Genomic DNA, 18,225 nt, shown 5'->3' on the forward strand with positions numbered 1-18,225 from the left:
CCCGCCAGACCGAACTCCGTGCGGCCGACGTCGGGCATCTTCGTCAGGTTCGGCGCCGCGACGAGCTTCCCCGTCAGGTCGTAGGTCCAGGCGTGGTAAGGGCACTGGAAGGCACGTTTCACCTCGCCGGACTCCTCCGTGCACAGCTTCGCGCCCCGGTGCCGGCACACGTTGAAGAACGCGCGGACGGAGTTGTCCCGTGAGCGGGTCACCAGGATGCTCTCCCGGCCGACGTCCACGGTCCTGAACGCGCCCGGCTTCGCCAGATCCGAGGAGTGGACGGCACAGAACCACATGGACTCGAAGATGCGCTCCTGCTCCTGGGCGAAGACCCCGGGATCCGTGTAGTGGTCGCCCGGGAGGGTCGCGATGAGGCTCTCCGGCAGGGCGGTCTCAGTCATAGAGAACTCCTGAGGTTGCTTTATGCGCAACATGTGTCTATCTACGCAACACACAGTGCAGCTCGCCCGAACCACTGTCAAGAGGTCGGTGACGCCGGGCCGAACCCTTGACCGCAGGCCCCCACAGCCAGGACCATGTTGCGTATCAGTCCCACTGTTGCGTAATACGCATCCTCCCGGAGGGCTCAGTGTCTCTTCGACCCCACCCTGACCGTGAGTTCGTCCTCACCCTCTCGTGCCCGGACCGCTCCGGCCTCGTCCACGCCGTCACCGGCTTCCTCGTCCGGCACTCCGGGAACATCCAGGAGAGCCAGCAGTTCGACGACCGGCTGCAGGACCTCTTCTTCATGCGCGTGCACTTCGACGTCTCGGATCCGGCCACTTCGCTGGACACCCTGCGGTCCGGCTTCGCCCCGGTGGCGGAGGCCTATCGGATCTCCTGGCAGCTGCACAACGCGTCGACCCCGACCCGCACGCTGATCATGGTGTCGAAGTTCGGTCACTGCCTGAACGACCTCCTCTTCCGGCGGCGCACCGGCGCGCTGAACATCGAGGTGCCGGCGATCGTCTCCAACCACCGGGACTTCGAATCGCTCGCCGAGAGCTACGGGATCCCGTTCCACCACATTCCCGTGACCCCGGAGACGAAGGCGGACGCGGAGGCGAGGCTGCTGAAGCTCGTCGACGAGCTCGACATCGACCTGGTGGTCCTCGCCCGCTACATGCAGATCCTGTCGAACGATCTGTGCAAGCAGCTCGAAGGCCGGGCGATCAACATCCACCACTCGTTCCTGCCGGGTTTCAAGGGCGCCCGGCCGTACGTCCAGGCGCACGAGCGCGGCGTCAAGCTCGTCGGGGCCACGGCGCACTACGTCACCCCGGACCTCGACGAGGGGCCCATCATCGAGCAGGACGTCATCCGCGTGAACCACGCCCAGAGCCCCGACAGCCTGGTCACGCTGGGGCGCGACGTCGAGGCGCAGGTCCTCGCCCGGGCCGTGGAGTGGCACAGCCAGAGCCGGATCATGATCAACGGCAATCGCACGGTCGTCTTTCGCTGACCGGTATTGCCCTGTTCGCCTATGGTTTCGCCATGAGCAGCTACGCCACCGGGTCCGCAGGCACTTCGAGTGGCGGTGTGCAGTCCGTCGACCGGGCTGTCACCGTGCTGGAGATCCTGGCCCAGCGCGGCGAAGCAGGCGTCAGTGAGGTGGCCGAGGCGCTCGACGTCCACAAGTCCACCGCTTTCCGTCTGCTCGGCGTGCTGGAGGCACATGGGATGGTCGAGCAGGAGGGCGAGCGCGGGAAGTACCGCCTGAGCTTCGGCATCGTGCGCCTGGCGGGTGCGGTCACGGGGCGCATTGACGTCACCAAGCACGGGCGGAGGATCTGCGAGCGTCTCGCCGATGAACTGGGCGAGACGATGAACATCGCGGTGCTCGAGTCCCACCATGTGATCAATCTCGACCAGGTGCGCGGCCAGTCCGCCATCACCGCGCAGAACTGGGTCGGACGGCAGACGCCGATGCACTGCACATCCAGCGGCAAGATCCTCCTGGCCCACCTCGCACCCGAGCACCGCGACGAACTCATCGCCGCGGCCGGCCTCGACCGCATGACAGCGCGCACGCTGACCTCCAGGGAGAGGCTGGAGGCGGATCTGGCCGAGGCCCGCGAGCGGGGCTACGCCATGACGGTGGAGGAGTACGAGGAGGGCCTCAACGCCATGGCCGCACCCATCCGTTCGAGCGACGGCGAGACCATCGCCGCTCTCACCGCCTCAGGGCCGGCCTTCCGCCTCACCGAGAAGCGGATACACGAGCTCGCACCGGTGCTGATCGAGGGCGCGGACGAACTCAGCCACCGTCTCGGCCACCTGGGCTGACGTCTACCGACGAGTCCTGGTCGCTTGAGCGAAACGACCCGCACGACAGACGGCGGTAGGTGATCCAGTCTCTGGATCACCTACCGCCGTCTGCGCGATTCCCCGGGTCTCAGGCCCTCCACTCCACGGCCGCGTCCAGCAGCCAGTCCGTCAAGTAGCCGGCGAAGGACGAACGGACCAGCACCCAGAATCCGGCCCGGGGCTCGTCACGGGCGACCAGCATGACGTGGGTACGGCCCAGGGTGGTCTGGGCGCAGCGTCCGGCCCCGAAGGAACGCGGGTGCAGGTCCAGGGCGCAGCCGTGGGCCAGCAGGTCGCGCGCGCGAGGGCCCGCGACCAGGAGGGTGGTGCGCTGGGCGGAGACGTCGATGACGGACACGTGTTCGCCACCGGCCGCCTCACGGATCCGGCGCTCCACGTCCCGCTGACCGCCCGGCGGGCCCACCACGAGCCACTCGTCGAGGCCGAGCCACAGAAAAGTCAACTCCCCGGCGCGTACGGCGGTGTTGGGTTCGACGAGCAGTTGGACACCAAGCGCCGCCCCGACGGCGTCCGCCGCCGCTCCCTTGGCGTCGAGGCGCACATTGAGCTGGGTCAGGAAGGGGACTTCGGCCAGCCGGATCGCGCCCTCGGACGTGCGGGTCACGGTGGCCAGGCGGTCGGCGAGATGCGACAGAGGGCTGCGGGGCGGGGTGGTAAGGGCGGTGTCAGCCATCGCGGCGGGCTCCCTCGGGGTCGTAGAGGACAGGGCTTGCGACAGTCACCGGGACCAGCCGGTCGCCCACAGGGGCGTACAGCCGCTCCCCGATGCGCTCCCGGCCGCCCTTGACCAGGGCGAGCGCAAAGGTCCGGCCGAGCGCCGCGCTGCGGTAGCTGGAGGTGACATGGCCGAGCATCGGGACGGGCGGCGCGGGCAACACGCTGTCGGCGACCAGGTGTGTGCCCTCGGGGAGGAACGTGCCCGGGTCGTCGGGAAGCAGACCGACGAGGTGCTTGCGGTCGGGGCGGACGGTGTCGGCGCGGGCGTGGGAGCGCTTGCCGATGAAGTCGGGCTTCTTCTTGGACACGGCCCAGCCCATGCCGAGGTCCTGCGGTGTGACCGTGCCGTCGGTGTCCTGGCCGACGATCGGGTAGCCCTTCTCGGCCCGCAGGACGTGCATCGTCTCGGTGCCGTACGGGGTGATGCCGTGCGGGGCGCCGGCCTCGTACAGCGCCTCCCACAGGGCGAGGGCCTCCCACGGCGACACGTTGATCTCGTAGGCCAGTTCGCCGGAGAAGCTGATCCGGCACACCCGCGCGTGGATGCCGGCGACGGACGCATCGCGCCACGCCATGAACGGGAAGTCCTCGTCGGCCACGGCCAGTCGGGGTGCGAGCGAGCCGAGGACCTCGCGTGAGCGTGGGCCGACCAGGGTTACGGTGGCCCACTGCTCGGTCACGGACGTGCAGTGGACGCGCAGTTCGGGCCACTCCGTCTGGAGCCACTCCTCCATCCAGTCCAGTACGGCGGCCGCGTTGCCGGTCGTGGTGGTGACCAGGAAGCGGTCCTGGGCGAGGCGGACGACGGTGCCGTCGTCGAAGACCATGCCGTCCGGGCGGCACATCACGCCGTAGCGGATCATGCCGACCTTCAGGGTGCTCATCATGTTGGTGTAGAGCAGGTCGAGGAAGGCGCCGGCGTCCGGGCCCTGCACGTCGATCTTGCCGAGGGTGGAGGCGTCCATGAAGGCGACGCCCTCACGGGCGGCGGCGCACTCGCGCAGCACGGCCGCCTCCATGTTGGTGGTGAGGACGACCGCGTGGCGGCCGGGCAGGGCACCGTACTTGTTGACGTAGGCGCGGGCCGAGGCGGCCAGCATCACGCCGGGGCGGTCGTTGTCCGCGAAGGCGAGCGAGCGCTCGTGGGCGCCGGTGGCGAGGACGACGCGGCGGGCGCGGATACGCCAGACGCGTTCGCGGGAGACGTTCTCCGGGGCCTGGGCGCCGAGGTGGTTGGTGCGGCGTTCCACGGCCAGCAGGTGGTTGTCGTCGTAGTAGCCGAAGACGGTGGTGCGGCGCAGGACGCGGACGTCGGGGGCCGCGTCGAGTCGGGTGCCGGTTTCGTCGGCCCAGTCCAGGAGTTCGCCGGTGCCGAGGAGGCTGCCGCCGAGTTCCGGGTGGTCGTCGGCGAGGATGACGCGGGCGCCGGTGCGGGCGGCTGCCGACGCGGCGGCGAGGCCGGCGGGGCCGGCGCCGACGACCAGCAGGTCGCAGTGGGCGTGCACGGCGTCGTAGCGGGCCGGGTCCGGGTCGGTGGCGAGGCGGCGCCCGCGATGATCATCTTGGGGCGGTGTTCCTTGGCTAGCCGCTCGACGTCGTCCATGTCGACGAGGTTGTCCGCCTCGGCCACGTGGTACGGCACGACATTGAGCATCTTGCCGCTGTAGTTGATGCGCATGCCGTGGGTGAGGTGCCCGCCGTGCGCGAGGTCGAGGCCGAGGATGGTGTCGCCGGGCTGGAGCAGCGCGAAGAAGACGGCGGTGTTACGCCTGCGCGCCCGAGTGCGGCTGGACGTTGGCGAACCCGGCGCCGAAGAGGGACTTGATCCGCTCGATGGCGAGCCGCTCGGTGACGTCGACGTGTTCGCAGCCGCCGTAGTAGCGGCGGCCGGGATAGCCCCCGGCGTACTTGTTGGTCGCGACCGAGCCCTGGGCCTCCATCACCGCGGTGGGCGCGAAGTTCTCGGAGGCGATCATCTCCAGGGTGGACTGCTGGCGGTGCAGCTCGGCGCGGAGGGCTTCGTGGACCTCGGGGTCCAGCTGCGCCAAAGGGGTGTTCAGCGCGTTCATACGGCGTTCGCGTTCCTTTCGGCGGCCTCGACGACATTGGAGAGCAGCATGGCTCGGGTCATGGGGCCCACGCCCCCGGGCATCGGCGCGAGCCATCCGGCGACCGTGGCGGCCTCCGGGTGCACATCCCCGACCAGTCCCTGGTCGGTGCGGGTGATGCCGACGTCAAGAACGGCCGCGCCGGGGCGCAGCATGTCCTTGGTGATCAGTCCGGGCGAGCCGGCGGCCGCGATGACGATGTCCGCCTCGCGTATGTGCCAGGCCATGCCCTTGGTTCCGGTGTGGCAAAGGGTGACGGTGGCGTTCTCGGACCTGCGGGTGAGGAGCAGCCCGATGGGGCGTCCCACGGTGATGCCGCGTCCGATCACGCACACGCGGGCTCCCGCGAGCGGGACGTCGTAGCGACGCAGGAGTTCGAGGATGCCGCGCGGGGTGCAGGGCAGCGGGGCCTCGACGCCGAGGACGAGCCGGCCGAGGTTGACGGGGTGCAGGCCGTCGGCGTCCTTGGCCGGGTCCATGCGTTCCAGTACGGCACCCGCGTCCAGGTGGCGCGGGAGCGGGAGTTGGACGATGTAGCCGGTGCAGGCCGGGTCGGCGTTGAGTTCGTCGATGACGTCCTCGACCTGTTTCTGCGAGGCGTCGGCCGGCAGGTCCCGGCGCAGCGAGGCGATGCCGACCTGCGCGCAGTCGCGGTGCTTGCCGGCGACGTAGGCACGGCTGCCCGGGTCGTCGCCGACCAGGACCGTGCCGAGCCCGGGCGGGCGGCCGCCGGTGGCCGTCAACTTGGCTACGCGCTCGGCGAGTTCGTAGCGGATTTCGGCGGCGGTCGCCTTGCCGTCCAGCAGTTGTGCGGTCACCGGCGGTGTTCCTTCCCTGCGGTCAGCCACGGAGGCGGGACATGGTCGGGTCGAACAGGGGTTCCTCGGCGACCACTGCCTCGACGCGCTGGTCGAAGTAGCCGATGTGCACGCGGGTGCCGGGGGTGGTGAGTTCCGAGGGCAGCCACGCGTAGGCGATGCCCTTGCCGATCGTGTAGCCGTAGGCGGCGCTGGTGACGTAGCCGACAGAACGGTCGCCGTCGTACACCGGCTCCTTGCCCATGACGACGGCCCGCGGGTCGTCGATCGTCAGGCAGGTCAGTTTCCGCCGTACGTCGGCCTTGCGGCGCTCCAGCGCGGCCTTGCCGATGAAGTCTTCCTTGTCGGCCTTGACGGCGAAGCCGACGCCGGCCTCGTAGGGGTCGTGCTCGTAAGTCATGTCGGTGCCGAAGGAGCGGTAGCCCTTCTCCAGGCGGAGGCTGTTGAAGGCGCCGCGGCCGGCCGCGATGCCGCCGAGCGGCTCGGCCGCCCGCCACAGGGTGTCCCACAGTTTCTGGCCGAGGTCGGCGGTGGTGTACAGCTCCCAGCCGAGTTCACCGACGTACGACAGGCGCATCGCGGTGACGGGGACGGAGCCGATGTGGGCGCGCTTGGCGCGGAAGTACTTCAGGCCGGTCGCCGAGAAGTCCGCGTCGGTGAGCGGCTGGAGGACGTCGCGGGCGAGCGGCCCCCACAGGCCGATGCAGCAGGTGCCGGGGGTGATGTCGCGGACCTGGACCGTGCCGTCGGCGGGGAGGTGGCGGGTGAACCAGTCGAGGTCGAGGTTGCCGTTGGCGCCGACCTGGAAGAGGTCGGGGGCCAGCCGGGCGACGGTGATGTCGCTGCGGATGCCGCCGTCGTGGTCGAGCAGCAGGGTGTACGTCACCGAGCCGACGGACTTGGCGACCTTGCCGGTGCACAGCCGCTCCAGGAAGTCTGCGGAGCCTTGGCCGCTGACCTCGAGGCGTTTGAGAGCCGTCATGTCGTACATGGCGACGGTCTCGCGGGTGGTCTGGGCCTCGGCGCCGACGATGGGCGACCAGTACCGCGCGGCCCAGTCGTTGGGAGTGACGAGGGAACGGCCTTCGACCAGGCCCGCGTTGGCCTCGTACCACTGGGGGCGCTCCCAGCCGTTCGCCTCCAGGAAGAAGGCGCCCAGCTCCTGTTGGCGGGCGTGGAACGGGCTCATGCGGATCGGGCGCGGGTCCCCCGACGGCTGGAGGGGGTGCAGGATGTCGTAGACCTCGACGAAGTTCTGGCAGTCGCGGGCCAGCACGTACTCCGGGGAGAGCTGGTGCGGCTCGAAGCGGTTGACATCGCACTCGTGCAGGTCGAAGGACGAGCAGTGCCCGTCGACCAGCCATTCGGCCACGGCCCGCGCCACGCCCGCGGAGTGGGTGACCCAGACGGCCTCGGCGACCCAGAAGCCCTTGACGTCCGGGGACTCGCCGAGGAGGGGCAGGCCGTCGGTGGTGAAGGAGAACAGGCCGTTGATGCCCTCCTCGATCTTGGCGTCCTTCGTCGAGGGGAGCAGGGACTGAGTCTCGGTCCAGGCGTCCGCGAAGTCGTCCTCGGTGAACTTCAGGACGGACGGCATGCCGTCGGCCTCATCCACGGAGAGGATCTCGTCGGCGGTGATGGGCATGGGGCGGTGGCCGTAGTACCCGATGCCCAGGCCGTCGAAGCGCTCGCGGTAGTACAGGTCGGCGTCCTGGTGGCGCAGGATCGGGCGGACCGCCTCCTCGGTCTGGCCGGCCAGCGCCGGGACCGGTCCGGTCCAGGCGAGCTGGTGGGCCAGCGGGGTGAGCGGGAGGTTCATGCCGACCATGCGGGCGATCTTCGGGCCCCAGATGCCGGCGCAGCACACGACGATGTCGGCGGGGATCTCGCCCTGGTCGGTGAGGACGCCGGTGACCTCGCCGTCGGCCTGCTTCACGTCCAGTACTTCGTGGCGGGCGAGGAAGCGCACGCCGCGCTCGGTGGCCCGGCGGATCTGCGCCTCGACGGCGAGGACGGCCTTGGCGATACCGTCCGTCGGGACCAGGAGGCCCGCGAGGACCTTGTCCGGGTTGACGAGCGGGTGCTGTTCGACGCACTCCTCGGTGCTCAGCAGCCGGCTCTCGATGCCCCAGGAGGTGAGCCAGCCGTGGCGGCGGTGGAGTTCCGCCACGCGCTCCGGGGTGGTCGCCACTTCGAGGCCGCCGACCTGGAGGAAGCAGGGCCGGCCGTCGACGTCGAGGGAGCAGAACTTCTCAACCGTGTAGCGGGCCAGCTCGGTCATGGTCTTGGAGGAGTTCGTCTGGAAGACCAGGCCCGGAGCGTGCGACGACGATCCTCCGGTGGCGGGCAGCGGGCCCTGGTCGACCACGGTCACCTCGGTCCAGCCGCGCGCGGAGATCTCGTCAGCGAGCGCCGCCCCCACGACGCCCGCTCCGATGATGACCACCCGGGGTCCCGCCATCGCCGCACCTCCGACATTGAGAGCGATCCAGTTGCTGTCTACGCAACATGGTTCAGGTTGCGCAACTCAATGTGCCCGGCGTGGGGATGGGTGTCAAGGGGTCCGCGAGGCCTGAAAACCACTGCGGACGCGGCTCGGAAAACCACAGCGGACACGACGCGGCCCGGCAGGCTGACAACGCAGCCTGCCGGGCCTTTTCCGGCGGTTCCCCAGGCGATCGAGCGCCCTACTTGATCCAGGCGTCGACCTTGTCGCGGTTGGCCTCGACCCACTTCTTCGCCGCGGCGTCGGGCGACATCTTGTCCACCGCGATGTACTTGGCCACGGTGTTCTGGTCGTCGTTCGTCCAGTTGAACTTCTTCACCAGGTCGTAGGCCGGGCTGCCCGACTTGACGAACTTCGCGCTGACGATCTTGTCGAGGTCGTAGACGGGATAGTCGCAGGCGACCTTCGCCGCATCGGCGTCACAGCCCGTCTTGTACGCGGGCAGGTCGACCTTGACCAGCGGCACCTCGGACAGGAACCACTGCGGCTCGTAGAAGTAGCCGATCACCCACTGCTTGTTCTTCTCGGCGTTCCGGTACGCCTGGATGAGCGCGGTCTCGCTGCCCGCGTACACCACCTTGAAGTCCAGTTTCAGGTTCTTCACCAACGCCTCGTCGTTGGTGACGTAGGACGGGTCGCCGTCCAGGAGCTGGCCCTTGCCGCCGGACTCGGACGTCTTGAACTTGGCCGCGTACTTGTCGAGGTTCTTCCAGTCCGTGATGTCCGGGTGCGCCTTGGCCAGCCACGGCGGCACGTACCAGCCAATGACGCCCTTGTTGCCGGTGGAGCCGGCGTCCACGGCGGTCTTCTGCTGGGTGATGTACTTCTTCTTCAGGTCGTCGTGGCCCCAGTTCTCCAGGACGGCGTCGACCTCACCCGTCCCGAAGCCCTGCCAGGCGATCTCCTCCTTCAGATCCTTCTTGTTGACCTTGCAGTGGAGGTCGTTCTCCGCGACGTACGCGACGACCGCCGCGTCCGCCTCGTAGCCCACCCACGGGTTGACCGCGAGGTTGAAGGTGCCGCACTTGCCCGAGCTGCCCGAGCCGGCGCTGTCCTCACCGACCTTCGCGCCGCCGCAGGCGGTGAGGGTGAGACCGAGGACCGCCATGCCGACCGCGCCGACTCGCCAGTGTCCTGCCATGGTGTGGTGCTCCTTATGCGCTGGTGCGGCGAGCCGCTGCCTGAGTGATCCGGTCGAACATGACGCCGAGCAGGACGATGGCGAGACCGGCCGCCAGTCCCTTGCCGTACAACTGGCCCTGTGAGAAGCCGGCCACGACGTCGTAGCCGAGGGCGCCCGCGCCCACCAGGCCGCCCACGACGACCATCGACAGCACGTAGATCAGCCCCTGGTTGGTCGCGAGCGTCAGGGCACTGCGGGACATCGGCAGTTGCACCTTGGTGATGATCTGCCAGGTGTTGCACCCGGTGGACGTCGCCGCTTCGACGGTGGTCTCGGGCACGGCCCGCACCCCGTCCGCGATGATCTTCATGGCGACCGGTGCCGCATAGACGATCGCCGCGACGATGGCCGTGAAGCGGGTCGCGCCGAACAGCGCGAGGAACGGCACGAGATAGACGAACGGCGGCATGACCTGGGCCGCGTCCAGGGTGGGCCTGAGCAGCCGGTCCACGAGCACGCTGCGGCCCATCCACACCCCGAAGACGACACCGAGCAGCATCACCAGCACCGTCGCCACGAGGGTCGAGGCCAGCGTCGTCATGCCGTCGGACCAGACACCCGTGCCGACCAGCAGGCCCACGCACACGGCCGTGGTGACCCCGGCCTTCCAGCCGCCGAGCACCACGCCCAGCGCGATCAGCACCGCTGCGACGAGCCACCACGGGGAGTCGGTGAGCAGCGACTGGAACGGGTTGAGCAGGCCGTTGGTGATGACGTCGCGGAAGCCGTTCGTCAGGCCCGACAGGTTGTCCTGCGCCCAGGTGGTCGCGGTGTCGGCCGCGCTCGCGATCCGGCTGCCGACGGTGCCGTCGCCGGGGAAGTCCGCCGCCCACACATAGGTGTGCGACAGGTAGATGAGGACCGCCGTGACCGCCGCGCCGGCGCCGAGCAGCGGGCGCCGCCACTTGAGGAAGCGGTCCTTGGAGTTGCGGGCCGCCTCCTCACGTGCGCTGGCCGCGGTCGTGACCCGGTCCAGCACGATCGCCATGACCACGATGGCGAGGCCCGCGTTGAAGGCCGTGCCGACGTCGAGCGACTGGAGCGCCTGGACGACGTTCGCGCCGAGGCCGGGAGCGTTGATCAGGGCCGCGATGGTCACCATGGCCAGGGCGGCCATGATGGTCTGGTTGACGCCCATCACCACGGTCCGCTTGGACATCGGCAACAGGACCTTCAGCAGCGCCTGCCGCCGTGTCGCGCCCATCGAGTCGGCAGCCTCCACGGTGGTCTCGGGGACGGAGCGGATGGCGTGCGCGGTGATGCGGATCGTCGGCGGAGCCGCGTAGATCACGGTGGCGATGGTGGCGGAGGCCCCGCCGATGAGGAAGAACAGGGTCAGCGGCGCGAGGTAGACGAAGGTCGGCATCGTCTGCATGAAGTCCAGGAAGGGCGTCATGATCCGGTTGAACCGGTCGGAGAGCCCCGCCCACACGCCCAGCGGGATCGCGAACAGCAGCGCCACGAACACCGCGCACAGGATGAGCGCCAGGGTGTCCATGCTCTCCTGCCACAGGCCCTGCAACCCGAAGAAGGTGAAGCCGGCCACGGCCAGCAACGCGACCTTCCAGTTGCCCACCGCCCAGGAGACGTAGCCGGCGATGCCGACGACCCCGAGCCAGCCGATCTGCGGGACCGGCCGGCTGCCGGTGGGCTGGGAGATCAGGCCCTGGACGAAGGTCACCAGATTGTCGATGACCAGCCGGATCTCGTTGAAGAAGTACAGGAAGAGCGGGTTGGAGTTGCGATCGGCCCCGATGGAGTCGTTGAGGTCGTTGATCCACCGGTGCAGGTCGGTGAGGTCGGCGGCGGCGAGCGACAGGGTCTGTCTTCCCCGCAGGACGGCGAACAGCACCAGCCACACGACCAGGATCGCGCCGAGCATCATGGAGCGGCTGACCGTGCGCACCCGCTTGACAGGAGGGGCCGGTTCCGCGGTCCGGGTCTGTTCCGGTTTCTCCATGGCGACAGTCATCACATGTCGCCTTCCTGTCCGGCGACCACCGCGAGGATCTCCTCGTCGCCGACGATGCCGAGCAGTTTGCCGTCCTCGACGACCTTGACCGGCTTGTCGGCGGCGAGCACCGCCCGGGTGGCCTCCTTCACCACGACGCCCGGTCCCAGCTCGGGACCGTCCAGGGGGTCGTCGGCCTCCACCGGGCGCATGATCCAGCGCAGAGTGAGGACATCGCCGCGCGGCACGTCCTTGACGAAGTCGCGTACGTATTCGTCGGCGGGGGCACCGACCAGTTCGTCGCCGGTGCCGCACTGGACCGTCTTGCCGTCGCGCATGATGAGGATCCGGTCACCCAGCTTCAGTGCCTCGGAGAGGTCGTGGGTGATGAACACCATCGTCTTGCCCATCTCGTGGTGCAGGCGGACGACCTCGCTCTGCATGTCACGGCGGATCAGCGGGTCGAGCGCGGAGAACGGCTCGTCGAAGAGGAGTACGTCCGGGTCGCCGGCCAGCGCCCGGGCAAGACCGACGCGCTGCTGCATACCGCCGGAGAGCTGGTCGGGGTAGGAGTTCTCGTACCCGGACAGTCCCACGAGCTCGACGACCTCCAGCGCCCGCTTGACGCGCTCGGCCCTGCCCATGCCGCGGATCTCCAGTCCGAACGCCACGTTGTCGACGACGCGGCGGTGGGGCAGCAGACCGAAGTGCTGGAAGACCATGGAGAACTTGCTGCGCCGCAGTTCGCGCAGGCGCCCCACGTCCGCGTCCCGGATGTTCTCGCCCTCGAAGACGATCTCGCCGGCGGTGGGCTCGATGAGCCGGGTGAGACAACGGACCAGGGTGGACTTGCCGGAGCCGGACAGGCCCATGACGACGAAGACCTCGCCGGGCGCGACCTCGAAGTCCACGTCGCGCACGGCGGCGGTACAGCCCGTGCGGTCCATCAGTTCTCGGCGGGAGAGCCCGCACAGTTCCTCGGACTCCGGTACCTGGTCCGCCTTCGGCCCGAACACCTTCCACAGGTTGCGTACGGATATGACCGGTGTGGGGACCGCATCCTCTGGGGTGCCGCGCCGCCTCGGTGCCTCGGTCTGCGTTGGGGTCATGGTCGACCTCTTTCGGCGTTCAGCCGCTGAACCAGCGTTGCGGCCGGGGTTGGATGTTCTGCCAGATGTGCTTGGACTCGCGGTACTCGTCCAGGCCGGTCGGACCCAGTTCTCGGCCCACGCCGGAATGACCGAAGCCACCCCACTCCGCCTGCGGCACATAGGGGTGGTAGTCGTTGATCCACACCGTGCCGTGGCGCAGCCGCCGGGCGACCCGCTGGGCCTTCCCGGCGTCCTGCGTCCATACGGCCCCCGCGAGTCCGTACGTGGTGTCGTTGGCGATACGAACGGCGTCGTCCTCATCGGTGAAGCGCTCCACGGTGAGGACGGGTCCGAAGGACTCCTCGTGCACCACCCGCATGTCCTGTCGGCACTCGTCGAGCACGGTGGGTGGGTAGTAGTGGCCGTTCGCCAGTGCCGGGTCACCGGGCCGTTCGCCGCCGCAGCGCAGTACGGCGCCTTCGGCCAGGCCCGCGGCGACGTACGCCTCGACCTTCTCCAGGTGCTGCGCGGAGATCAGCGCTCCGGTCTCGGCCTCGGGGTCGAAGGGGCCGCCCAGACGGATGCGCCGGGCGCGGCGGACGACCTCGTCGACGAAGCGGTCGTGCAGCGAGTCCTCGACGATCAGCCGGGCGCCGGCCGAGCAGACCTGCCCGGAGTGCAGGAAGACGGCCGTGAGCGCGAAGTCCACGGCCGTCTCGAAGTCGGCGTCGGCGAAGACGACGTTGGGGTTCTTGCCCCCGAGTTCCAGCGCGACCTTCTTCACGGTCGCGGCGGCGGTCGCCATGATCCGTTTGCCGGTGTCGAGGCCGCCGGTGAAGGAGATCATGTCGACGGCCGGGTCCTCGGACAGCGGTGCGCCCACCTCGGGTCCGGTGCCCAGGACGAGGTTGGCGGCGCCGGCCGGCAGTCCCGCCTCCTGAAGTGCCTTCATCAGCAGGATCGAGGTGGAGGGGGTGAGCTCGCTGGGCTTGAGGACGATCGTGTTGCCGGCGAGGAGAGCGGGTGCCACCTTCCAACTCGCCTGGAGCAGCGGGTAGTTCCAGGGGGTGATCAGTCCGCACACGCCGATCGGCTCGTATACGACGCGGCTGACGGCGTCGTCGCGGCCGGTGTCGATCACGCGGCCGGCGTCGGTGCCGCCGAGGCCGCCGTAGTAGCGGAAACAGGAGACGACATCGGCGATGTCGTACTCGCTCTCCACCAGCCGTTTGCCGGTGTCCAGCGATTCGGCGCGGGCGAACTCCTTGGCGTCGCGCTCGATGAGGTCGGCGGTGCGCAGCAGCAGCGCGCCGCGCTCGCGTTCGGGGGTGTGCGGCCAGGAGCCTTCGTCGAAGGCCCGGCGGGCCGCGGCGACGGCGGCCTCGGTGTCGGGACGCGTCCCTTCGGACACGGTCGCGGAGAGGGTTCCGTCAGCGGGGCAGCGGATGTCCCGGTGCCCTCCGGCCACCGGATCCCGCCATTCCCCAGCCACATACAGGTCTGCCACGTCGGGAGCCCTTCGAGCTTCGTCGTTGCGCATTACGCATCGCATTGCTTGTGGTGGAACACTCTGGGTAATGCGGGAACCCACGTCAAGGGGTTGTCGGGTGACGGTTTCATCAAGCAGAGCGGCCGCGAGGACACCCCATGCACAGGCCGGATACAGCTGGTTTCCGATGCAGGTGCGAACTGAAAAGTCTGCGTTACGGCAGCCGGTCGAGCAGGGCTCGGCGCCAGCGTTCGGTCTCGGCGATCTGGTTGAAGGTGAACAGGTGCAGGCCGGCCACGTGGGCCGAGGGCGCGGTGAGGACCTCGGCGCCGCGTGCGAGCAGCCGCTCGGGCGCGTAGCCGCCGGGGGCCGCGAAGCGCAGGAACCAGGAGGGGTGCCTGGTCAGAAACCGCGTCGACTCCCCCACGCCGATCTTCGTCGCCATGGACAGCAGCTTCGCCCGCTGCACCGGCCCCGCGACGCCCACGTGGACGGGCAGGACCACGTCGCGGCGGCGTATCCGGGTGACCCAGTCGCCCAGCAGCCGCGGGTCGAAGCAGAGGTTGCTGACGATGTACGTGGCGTGCGCCCGCTTGTCCCACATCGCCTGGATGATGAGGTCGTCGTGGACGAGCGGATGGCTCTCGGGGTAGCCGGTGATGCCTACCCGGGCGAACGGGCTGCCCAGCTCGCCCAGTCTGCGCAGCACCGGCAGGGCCCCGTCGTAGGCCCCGGCCGGCGGATCGGCGTCCCCCGCCGGGACGAAGACGTCGTCGACACCCGCCCCGCGGAGCCGGTCGACGACGTCCTTGAGGTGCGCGTCGTCCCGCAGCAGCCGCGCGGGCACGTGCGGGACGACGCGGTAGCCGTGCGCCGCGAGCCGGCCGGCGAGGTCGAGCGTCGGCTCCAGGCCCTTGACCGGCGACGCCGTCACGGTGACGACGACGTCGCGCGGGACATGGGCGAGGACCTTTTCCTCGGTCGTCCTCGCGGGCAGCACCTCGTAGCGGACGCTGTCCAGCAGTGCGCGGAAGCCTTCGGCGCCCAACGCCTACCCCGCCTGCGTCCGGGCGTCGCGGTGCCGGTAGTACACGGCCTTGGAGGGCGGCAGCGGCTCCTCGCCGAGGATGAGGTCCGCCGCCTTCTCCGCGATCATCATCACCGGCGCGTAGATGTTGCCGTTGGTGACGTAGGGCATCACGGACGCGTCGACGACACGCAGCCCCTCCACGCCGTGCACGCGCATGGTGGTGGGGTCGACGACGGACATCTCGTCGGTGCCCATCTTGCAGGTACAGGAGGGATGCAGGGCGGTCTCGCCGTCCTTGGCGACCCAGGCGAGGATCTCCTCGTCGGTCTCGACGGAGGGCCCGGGCGAGATCTCCCCGTCGTTGTACGGGGCGAGGGCGGGCTGGCTGAGCAGCTTGCGGGCGACCCGGATCGCCTCGACCCACTCGCGGCGGTCCTGTTCGGTGGACAGGTAGTTGAAGCGCAGCGCCGGGTGCTCCAGCGGGTCCCTGCTCCTGATCTTCACCGAGCCGATCGCGTCGGAGTACATGGGCCCGACGTGCACCTGGTAGCCGTGTCCGCCCGCGGGCACGGAACCGTCGTAGCGGACCGCGATGGGCAGGAAGTGGAACATCAGGTTGGGGTAGTCCACGTCCTCGTTGCTGCGGGCGAAGCCGCCCGCCTCGAAGTGGTTGGTCGAGGCGGGGCCCTTGCGGAAGAGCCACTGCAGGCCGATGAAGGGGGCCCGCCACTTCGCCAGGTACGGCTGCATGGAAACGGGCTGCTTGCAGGCGTACTGGATGTACACCTCCAGGTGGTCCTGCAAGTTCTCGCCGACACCCGGGAGGTCGTGGACGACGTCGATGCCGAGCGCGTCCAGTTCCTCCGCGTTGCCGACGCCGGAGAGCTGCAGGAGCTGGGGGGAGTTGATCGCGCCGCCGCAGAGGATGACCTCGCGGGCGCGGACCTGCTGCAGCTTGCCGCGGCCTCGCCGGTATTCGACGCCCACGGCCCGCTTGCCCTCGAAGAGGACCCGGGTGACCAGGGCGCGGGTCGTGACGGTGAGGTTGGGCCGCTTTCTCGCGGGCTTGAGGTAGGCCTTCGAGGCCGACAGCCGACGTCCTCGGTGAACGTTGCGGTCGAAGGGGGCGAAGCCCTCCTGCCGGTATCCGTTGACGTCGTCGGTGCGGGGCTGACCCGCCTCCTGCACGGCCCCGAGGAAGGCGGTGAACAGCGGATTGGAGGCGGGGCCGCGCTCCAGGACGAGAGGGCCGTCGTGACCGCGGAACTCGTCGTCCGGGTCGGCCGCGAGACAGTTCTCCATGCGCTTGAAGTACGGAAGACAGTGCGCGTAGTCCCAGGTCTCCATGCCGGGATCGGCGGCCCAGCGCTCGTAGTCCATGGGGTTGCCGCGCTGGAAGATCATGCCGTTGATGCTGCTGGAACCGCCCAGCACCTTGCCGCGTGCATGGTAGACACGCCGGCCGCCCATGTGGGGTTCGGGTTCGGATTCGTACTTCCAGTCGTAGAACCGGCTGCCGATCGGGTAGGTCAGCGCCGCGGGCATGTGAATGAAGACATCCCACGGGTAGTCGGGTCTACCGGCCTCCAGAACCAGCACCCGGTTGCCCGGGTCTGCGGAGAGCCGGTTGGCCAGTGCGCTGCCGGCCGATCCGCCGCCGACGATGACGAAGTCGTACTGCACAGGAGCCATGGTGCCTCGTCTCGCTCGTGCCGTAGATACGCGCGGCATGCTAATACGTGTAGCGTCATATGCACCAGGTTGCGAACAACGCAACTTGAAGTCTGTGCGTCGCTCCTGTGACGGGCGACGCCGTGGCTGATTTACTGCGCGTATAGTTTCGCTGTGAGCAACTACAGTCCAGATAACGAAACGACAGGTTCACAGGCCGGTGGGGTCCAGTCCGTCGACCGCGCCATCAGCGTGCTGGAAATCCTGGCCCAGCGCGGCGAGGCCGGCGTGAGTGAGGTAGCCGCCGAGATCGACGTGCACAAGTCCACCGCGTTCCGGCTGCTCGGCGCTCTGGAGGTGCGGGGTCTGGTGGAACAGGCGGGCGAGCGCGGCAAATACCGCCTGGGCTTCGGCATCGTACGGCTCGCCGGCGCAGTCACCGGACGCATCGACATCACCCAGCAGAGCCGTCCGGTCTGCGAGCGTCTGGCCGAGGAACTCGGCGAGACCGTCAACATCGCCGTGATGCAGGAGCAGTACGCGATCAACCTCTACCAGGTGCGTGGACGCGGTGCCATCACCGCATACAACTGGGTCGGCCAGCTGACCCCGCTGCACGCCACCTCCAGCGGCAAGATCCTGCTGGCCCACATGCCCGCCAAGGAACGCGCGTCGCTCCTGTCCGAGGCCGGCCTGAAGAAGATGGCACCGGGCACTCTGACCGCGAAGACGAAGCTGGAGCGGAATCTCGCCGAGGTCCGGGAGCGCGGCTACTCCTGGACTTTGGAGGAGCTGGAAGAGGGCCTCCACGCGATGGCGGCTCCGGTCCGCAACCGTGACGGAGACGTGATCGCCGCGCTCAGCGCCTCCGGGCCCGCGTACCGGCTCACCGAGGAACGCATGCACGAGCTCGCCCCGACGCTCATCCAGGGCGCCGAGGAGATCAGCCATCGGATGGGCTACCTGGGCTGAGACCGTGCGCCACCGCCGACCGCCGGGCACCGGCCCGCCGGAAAGGCCGCTACTGCGACTGCCCCGCCCCCAGACGCCGCTGCACCCAGTCGTGGAACTCTCCGATGTGGTGCTCGCTGGGCACCAGGACACCGCCCTTGGCGTACAGCCGGGAGCTCATCGCCGGCTGGCAGCGCTCACAGGCGTCAAAGTCCTGCCGGTTGACCCGGTCGAACAGTTCCACCGAGCGGCTGACGTCCTCGCCGCTCTCGACGACATGCTTGAGATAGAGCCAGTCGCACTCCACGATCGTCCGGTCGGCCGCCACCGGGAACATCCGGTGGAAGATCACATGGTCGGGCACGAGGTTGATGAACACCTG

At 69.1% G+C, this 18,225-nt stretch carries 15 protein-coding genes and 1 pseudogene; 3 read left to right on the forward strand and 13 right to left on the reverse strand.

Features of this window, described 5'->3' with window-relative positions:
- On the reverse strand, positions 1–401 hold a 401-nt coding region (locus ACFYWX_RS47455; RefSeq protein ID WP_389431765.1), incomplete at its 3' end, for an aromatic ring-hydroxylating dioxygenase subunit alpha.
- A 188-nt stretch (positions 402–589) separates the two neighbouring features.
- Here ACFYWX_RS47455 and purU point away from each other — a divergent pair.
- Together purU and ACFYWX_RS47465 are read left to right on the forward strand one after the other, a co-directional pair.
- A complete protein-coding gene (purU, locus tag ACFYWX_RS47460) occupies positions 590–1,462 on the forward strand; it encodes a formyltetrahydrofolate deformylase (protein ID WP_389431766.1) in 873 nt (290 codons plus the stop codon).
- A gap of 32 nt (positions 1,463–1,494) precedes the next feature.
- Complete coding sequence (locus ACFYWX_RS47465; RefSeq protein ID WP_389431767.1) at positions 1,495–2,286, forward strand: IclR family transcriptional regulator; 792 nt, start codon at positions 1,495–1,497, stop codon at positions 2,284–2,286.
- A gap of 109 nt (positions 2,287–2,395) precedes the next feature.
- On the opposite strand, the gene ACFYWX_RS47470 is transcribed toward ACFYWX_RS47465, so the two are convergent.
- The 11 genes and pseudogenes from ACFYWX_RS47470 to betA form a co-directional block, all read right to left on the reverse strand.
- Positions 2,396–3,001, reverse strand: a complete 606-nt coding sequence (locus ACFYWX_RS47470) for a sarcosine oxidase subunit gamma (protein WP_389431768.1) — start codon at positions 2,999–3,001, stop codon at positions 2,396–2,398.
- A complete protein-coding gene (locus tag ACFYWX_RS47475) occupies positions 2,994–4,145 on the reverse strand; it encodes a glycine cleavage T C-terminal barrel domain-containing protein (protein ID WP_389431778.1) in 1,152 nt (383 codons plus the stop codon). The genes ACFYWX_RS47470 and ACFYWX_RS47475 overlap by 8 nt, the downstream gene beginning before the upstream one ends.
- A gap of 27 nt (positions 4,146–4,172) precedes the next feature.
- Positions 4,173–5,114: pseudogene (locus ACFYWX_RS47480) on the reverse strand (aminotransferase class I/II-fold pyridoxal phosphate-dependent enzyme); the annotation flags it as partial.
- A complete protein-coding gene (locus ACFYWX_RS47485; RefSeq protein WP_389431769.1) occupies positions 5,111–5,971 on the reverse strand; it encodes a bifunctional methylenetetrahydrofolate dehydrogenase/methenyltetrahydrofolate cyclohydrolase in 861 nt (286 codons plus the stop codon). The gene ACFYWX_RS47485 and the pseudogene ACFYWX_RS47480, both read right to left, overlap by 4 nt.
- Before the next feature lie 22 nt (positions 5,972–5,993).
- A complete protein-coding gene (locus tag ACFYWX_RS47490) occupies positions 5,994–8,432 on the reverse strand; it encodes an FAD-dependent oxidoreductase (protein ID WP_389431770.1) in 2,439 nt (812 codons plus the stop codon).
- A 226-nt stretch (positions 8,433–8,658) separates the two neighbouring features.
- Positions 8,659–9,618, reverse strand: a complete 960-nt coding sequence (locus ACFYWX_RS47495) for an ABC transporter substrate-binding protein (protein WP_389431771.1) — start codon at positions 9,616–9,618, stop codon at positions 8,659–8,661.
- A 13-nt stretch (positions 9,619–9,631) separates the two neighbouring features.
- Positions 9,632–11,632 (reverse strand): ABC transporter permease, encoded by a 2,001-nt coding sequence (locus ACFYWX_RS47500; RefSeq protein WP_389431772.1) that lies wholly within the window; start codon positions 11,630–11,632, stop codon positions 9,632–9,634.
- Positions 11,632–12,720: a glycine betaine/L-proline ABC transporter ATP-binding protein gene (locus tag ACFYWX_RS47505; protein ID WP_389148808.1), complete on the reverse strand. Its 1,089-nt coding sequence runs from the start codon at positions 12,718–12,720 to the stop codon at positions 11,632–11,634. Before ACFYWX_RS47505 ends, ACFYWX_RS47500 begins: the two co-directional genes overlap by 1 nt.
- Positions 12,721–12,739: 19 nt before the next feature.
- On the reverse strand, positions 12,740–14,209 hold the full coding sequence (locus ACFYWX_RS47510) for an aldehyde dehydrogenase family protein (RefSeq protein ID WP_389431773.1): 1,470 nt from the start codon (positions 14,207–14,209) through the stop codon (positions 12,740–12,742).
- A 196-nt stretch (positions 14,210–14,405) separates the two neighbouring features.
- Positions 14,406–15,239, reverse strand: coding sequence for a 5,10-methylenetetrahydrofolate reductase (locus ACFYWX_RS47515; RefSeq protein ID WP_389431774.1), 834 nt, complete (start codon positions 15,237–15,239; stop codon positions 14,406–14,408).
- A 3-nt stretch (positions 15,240–15,242) separates the two neighbouring features.
- Positions 15,243–16,913, reverse strand: coding sequence for a choline dehydrogenase (gene betA, locus ACFYWX_RS47520; protein ID WP_389431775.1), 1,671 nt, complete (start codon positions 16,911–16,913; stop codon positions 15,243–15,245).
- Positions 16,914–17,066: 153 nt separating this feature from the next.
- Between betA and ACFYWX_RS47525 the strand changes: the two genes are divergently transcribed.
- Complete coding sequence (locus ACFYWX_RS47525; RefSeq protein ID WP_389431776.1) at positions 17,067–17,864, forward strand: IclR family transcriptional regulator; 798 nt, start codon at positions 17,067–17,069, stop codon at positions 17,862–17,864.
- Between the two features lie 49 nt (positions 17,865–17,913).
- Here the strand turns inward: ACFYWX_RS47525 and ACFYWX_RS47530 are convergent.
- Positions 17,914–18,225 (reverse strand): SRPBCC family protein (locus tag ACFYWX_RS47530; RefSeq protein ID WP_389431777.1); only part of this gene is annotated, 312 nt, incomplete at its 5' end.

It is taken from the genome of Streptomyces sp. NPDC002888 (assembly GCF_042888465.1).
Taxonomy (GTDB): domain Bacteria; phylum Actinomycetota; class Actinomycetes; order Streptomycetales; family Streptomycetaceae; genus Streptomyces.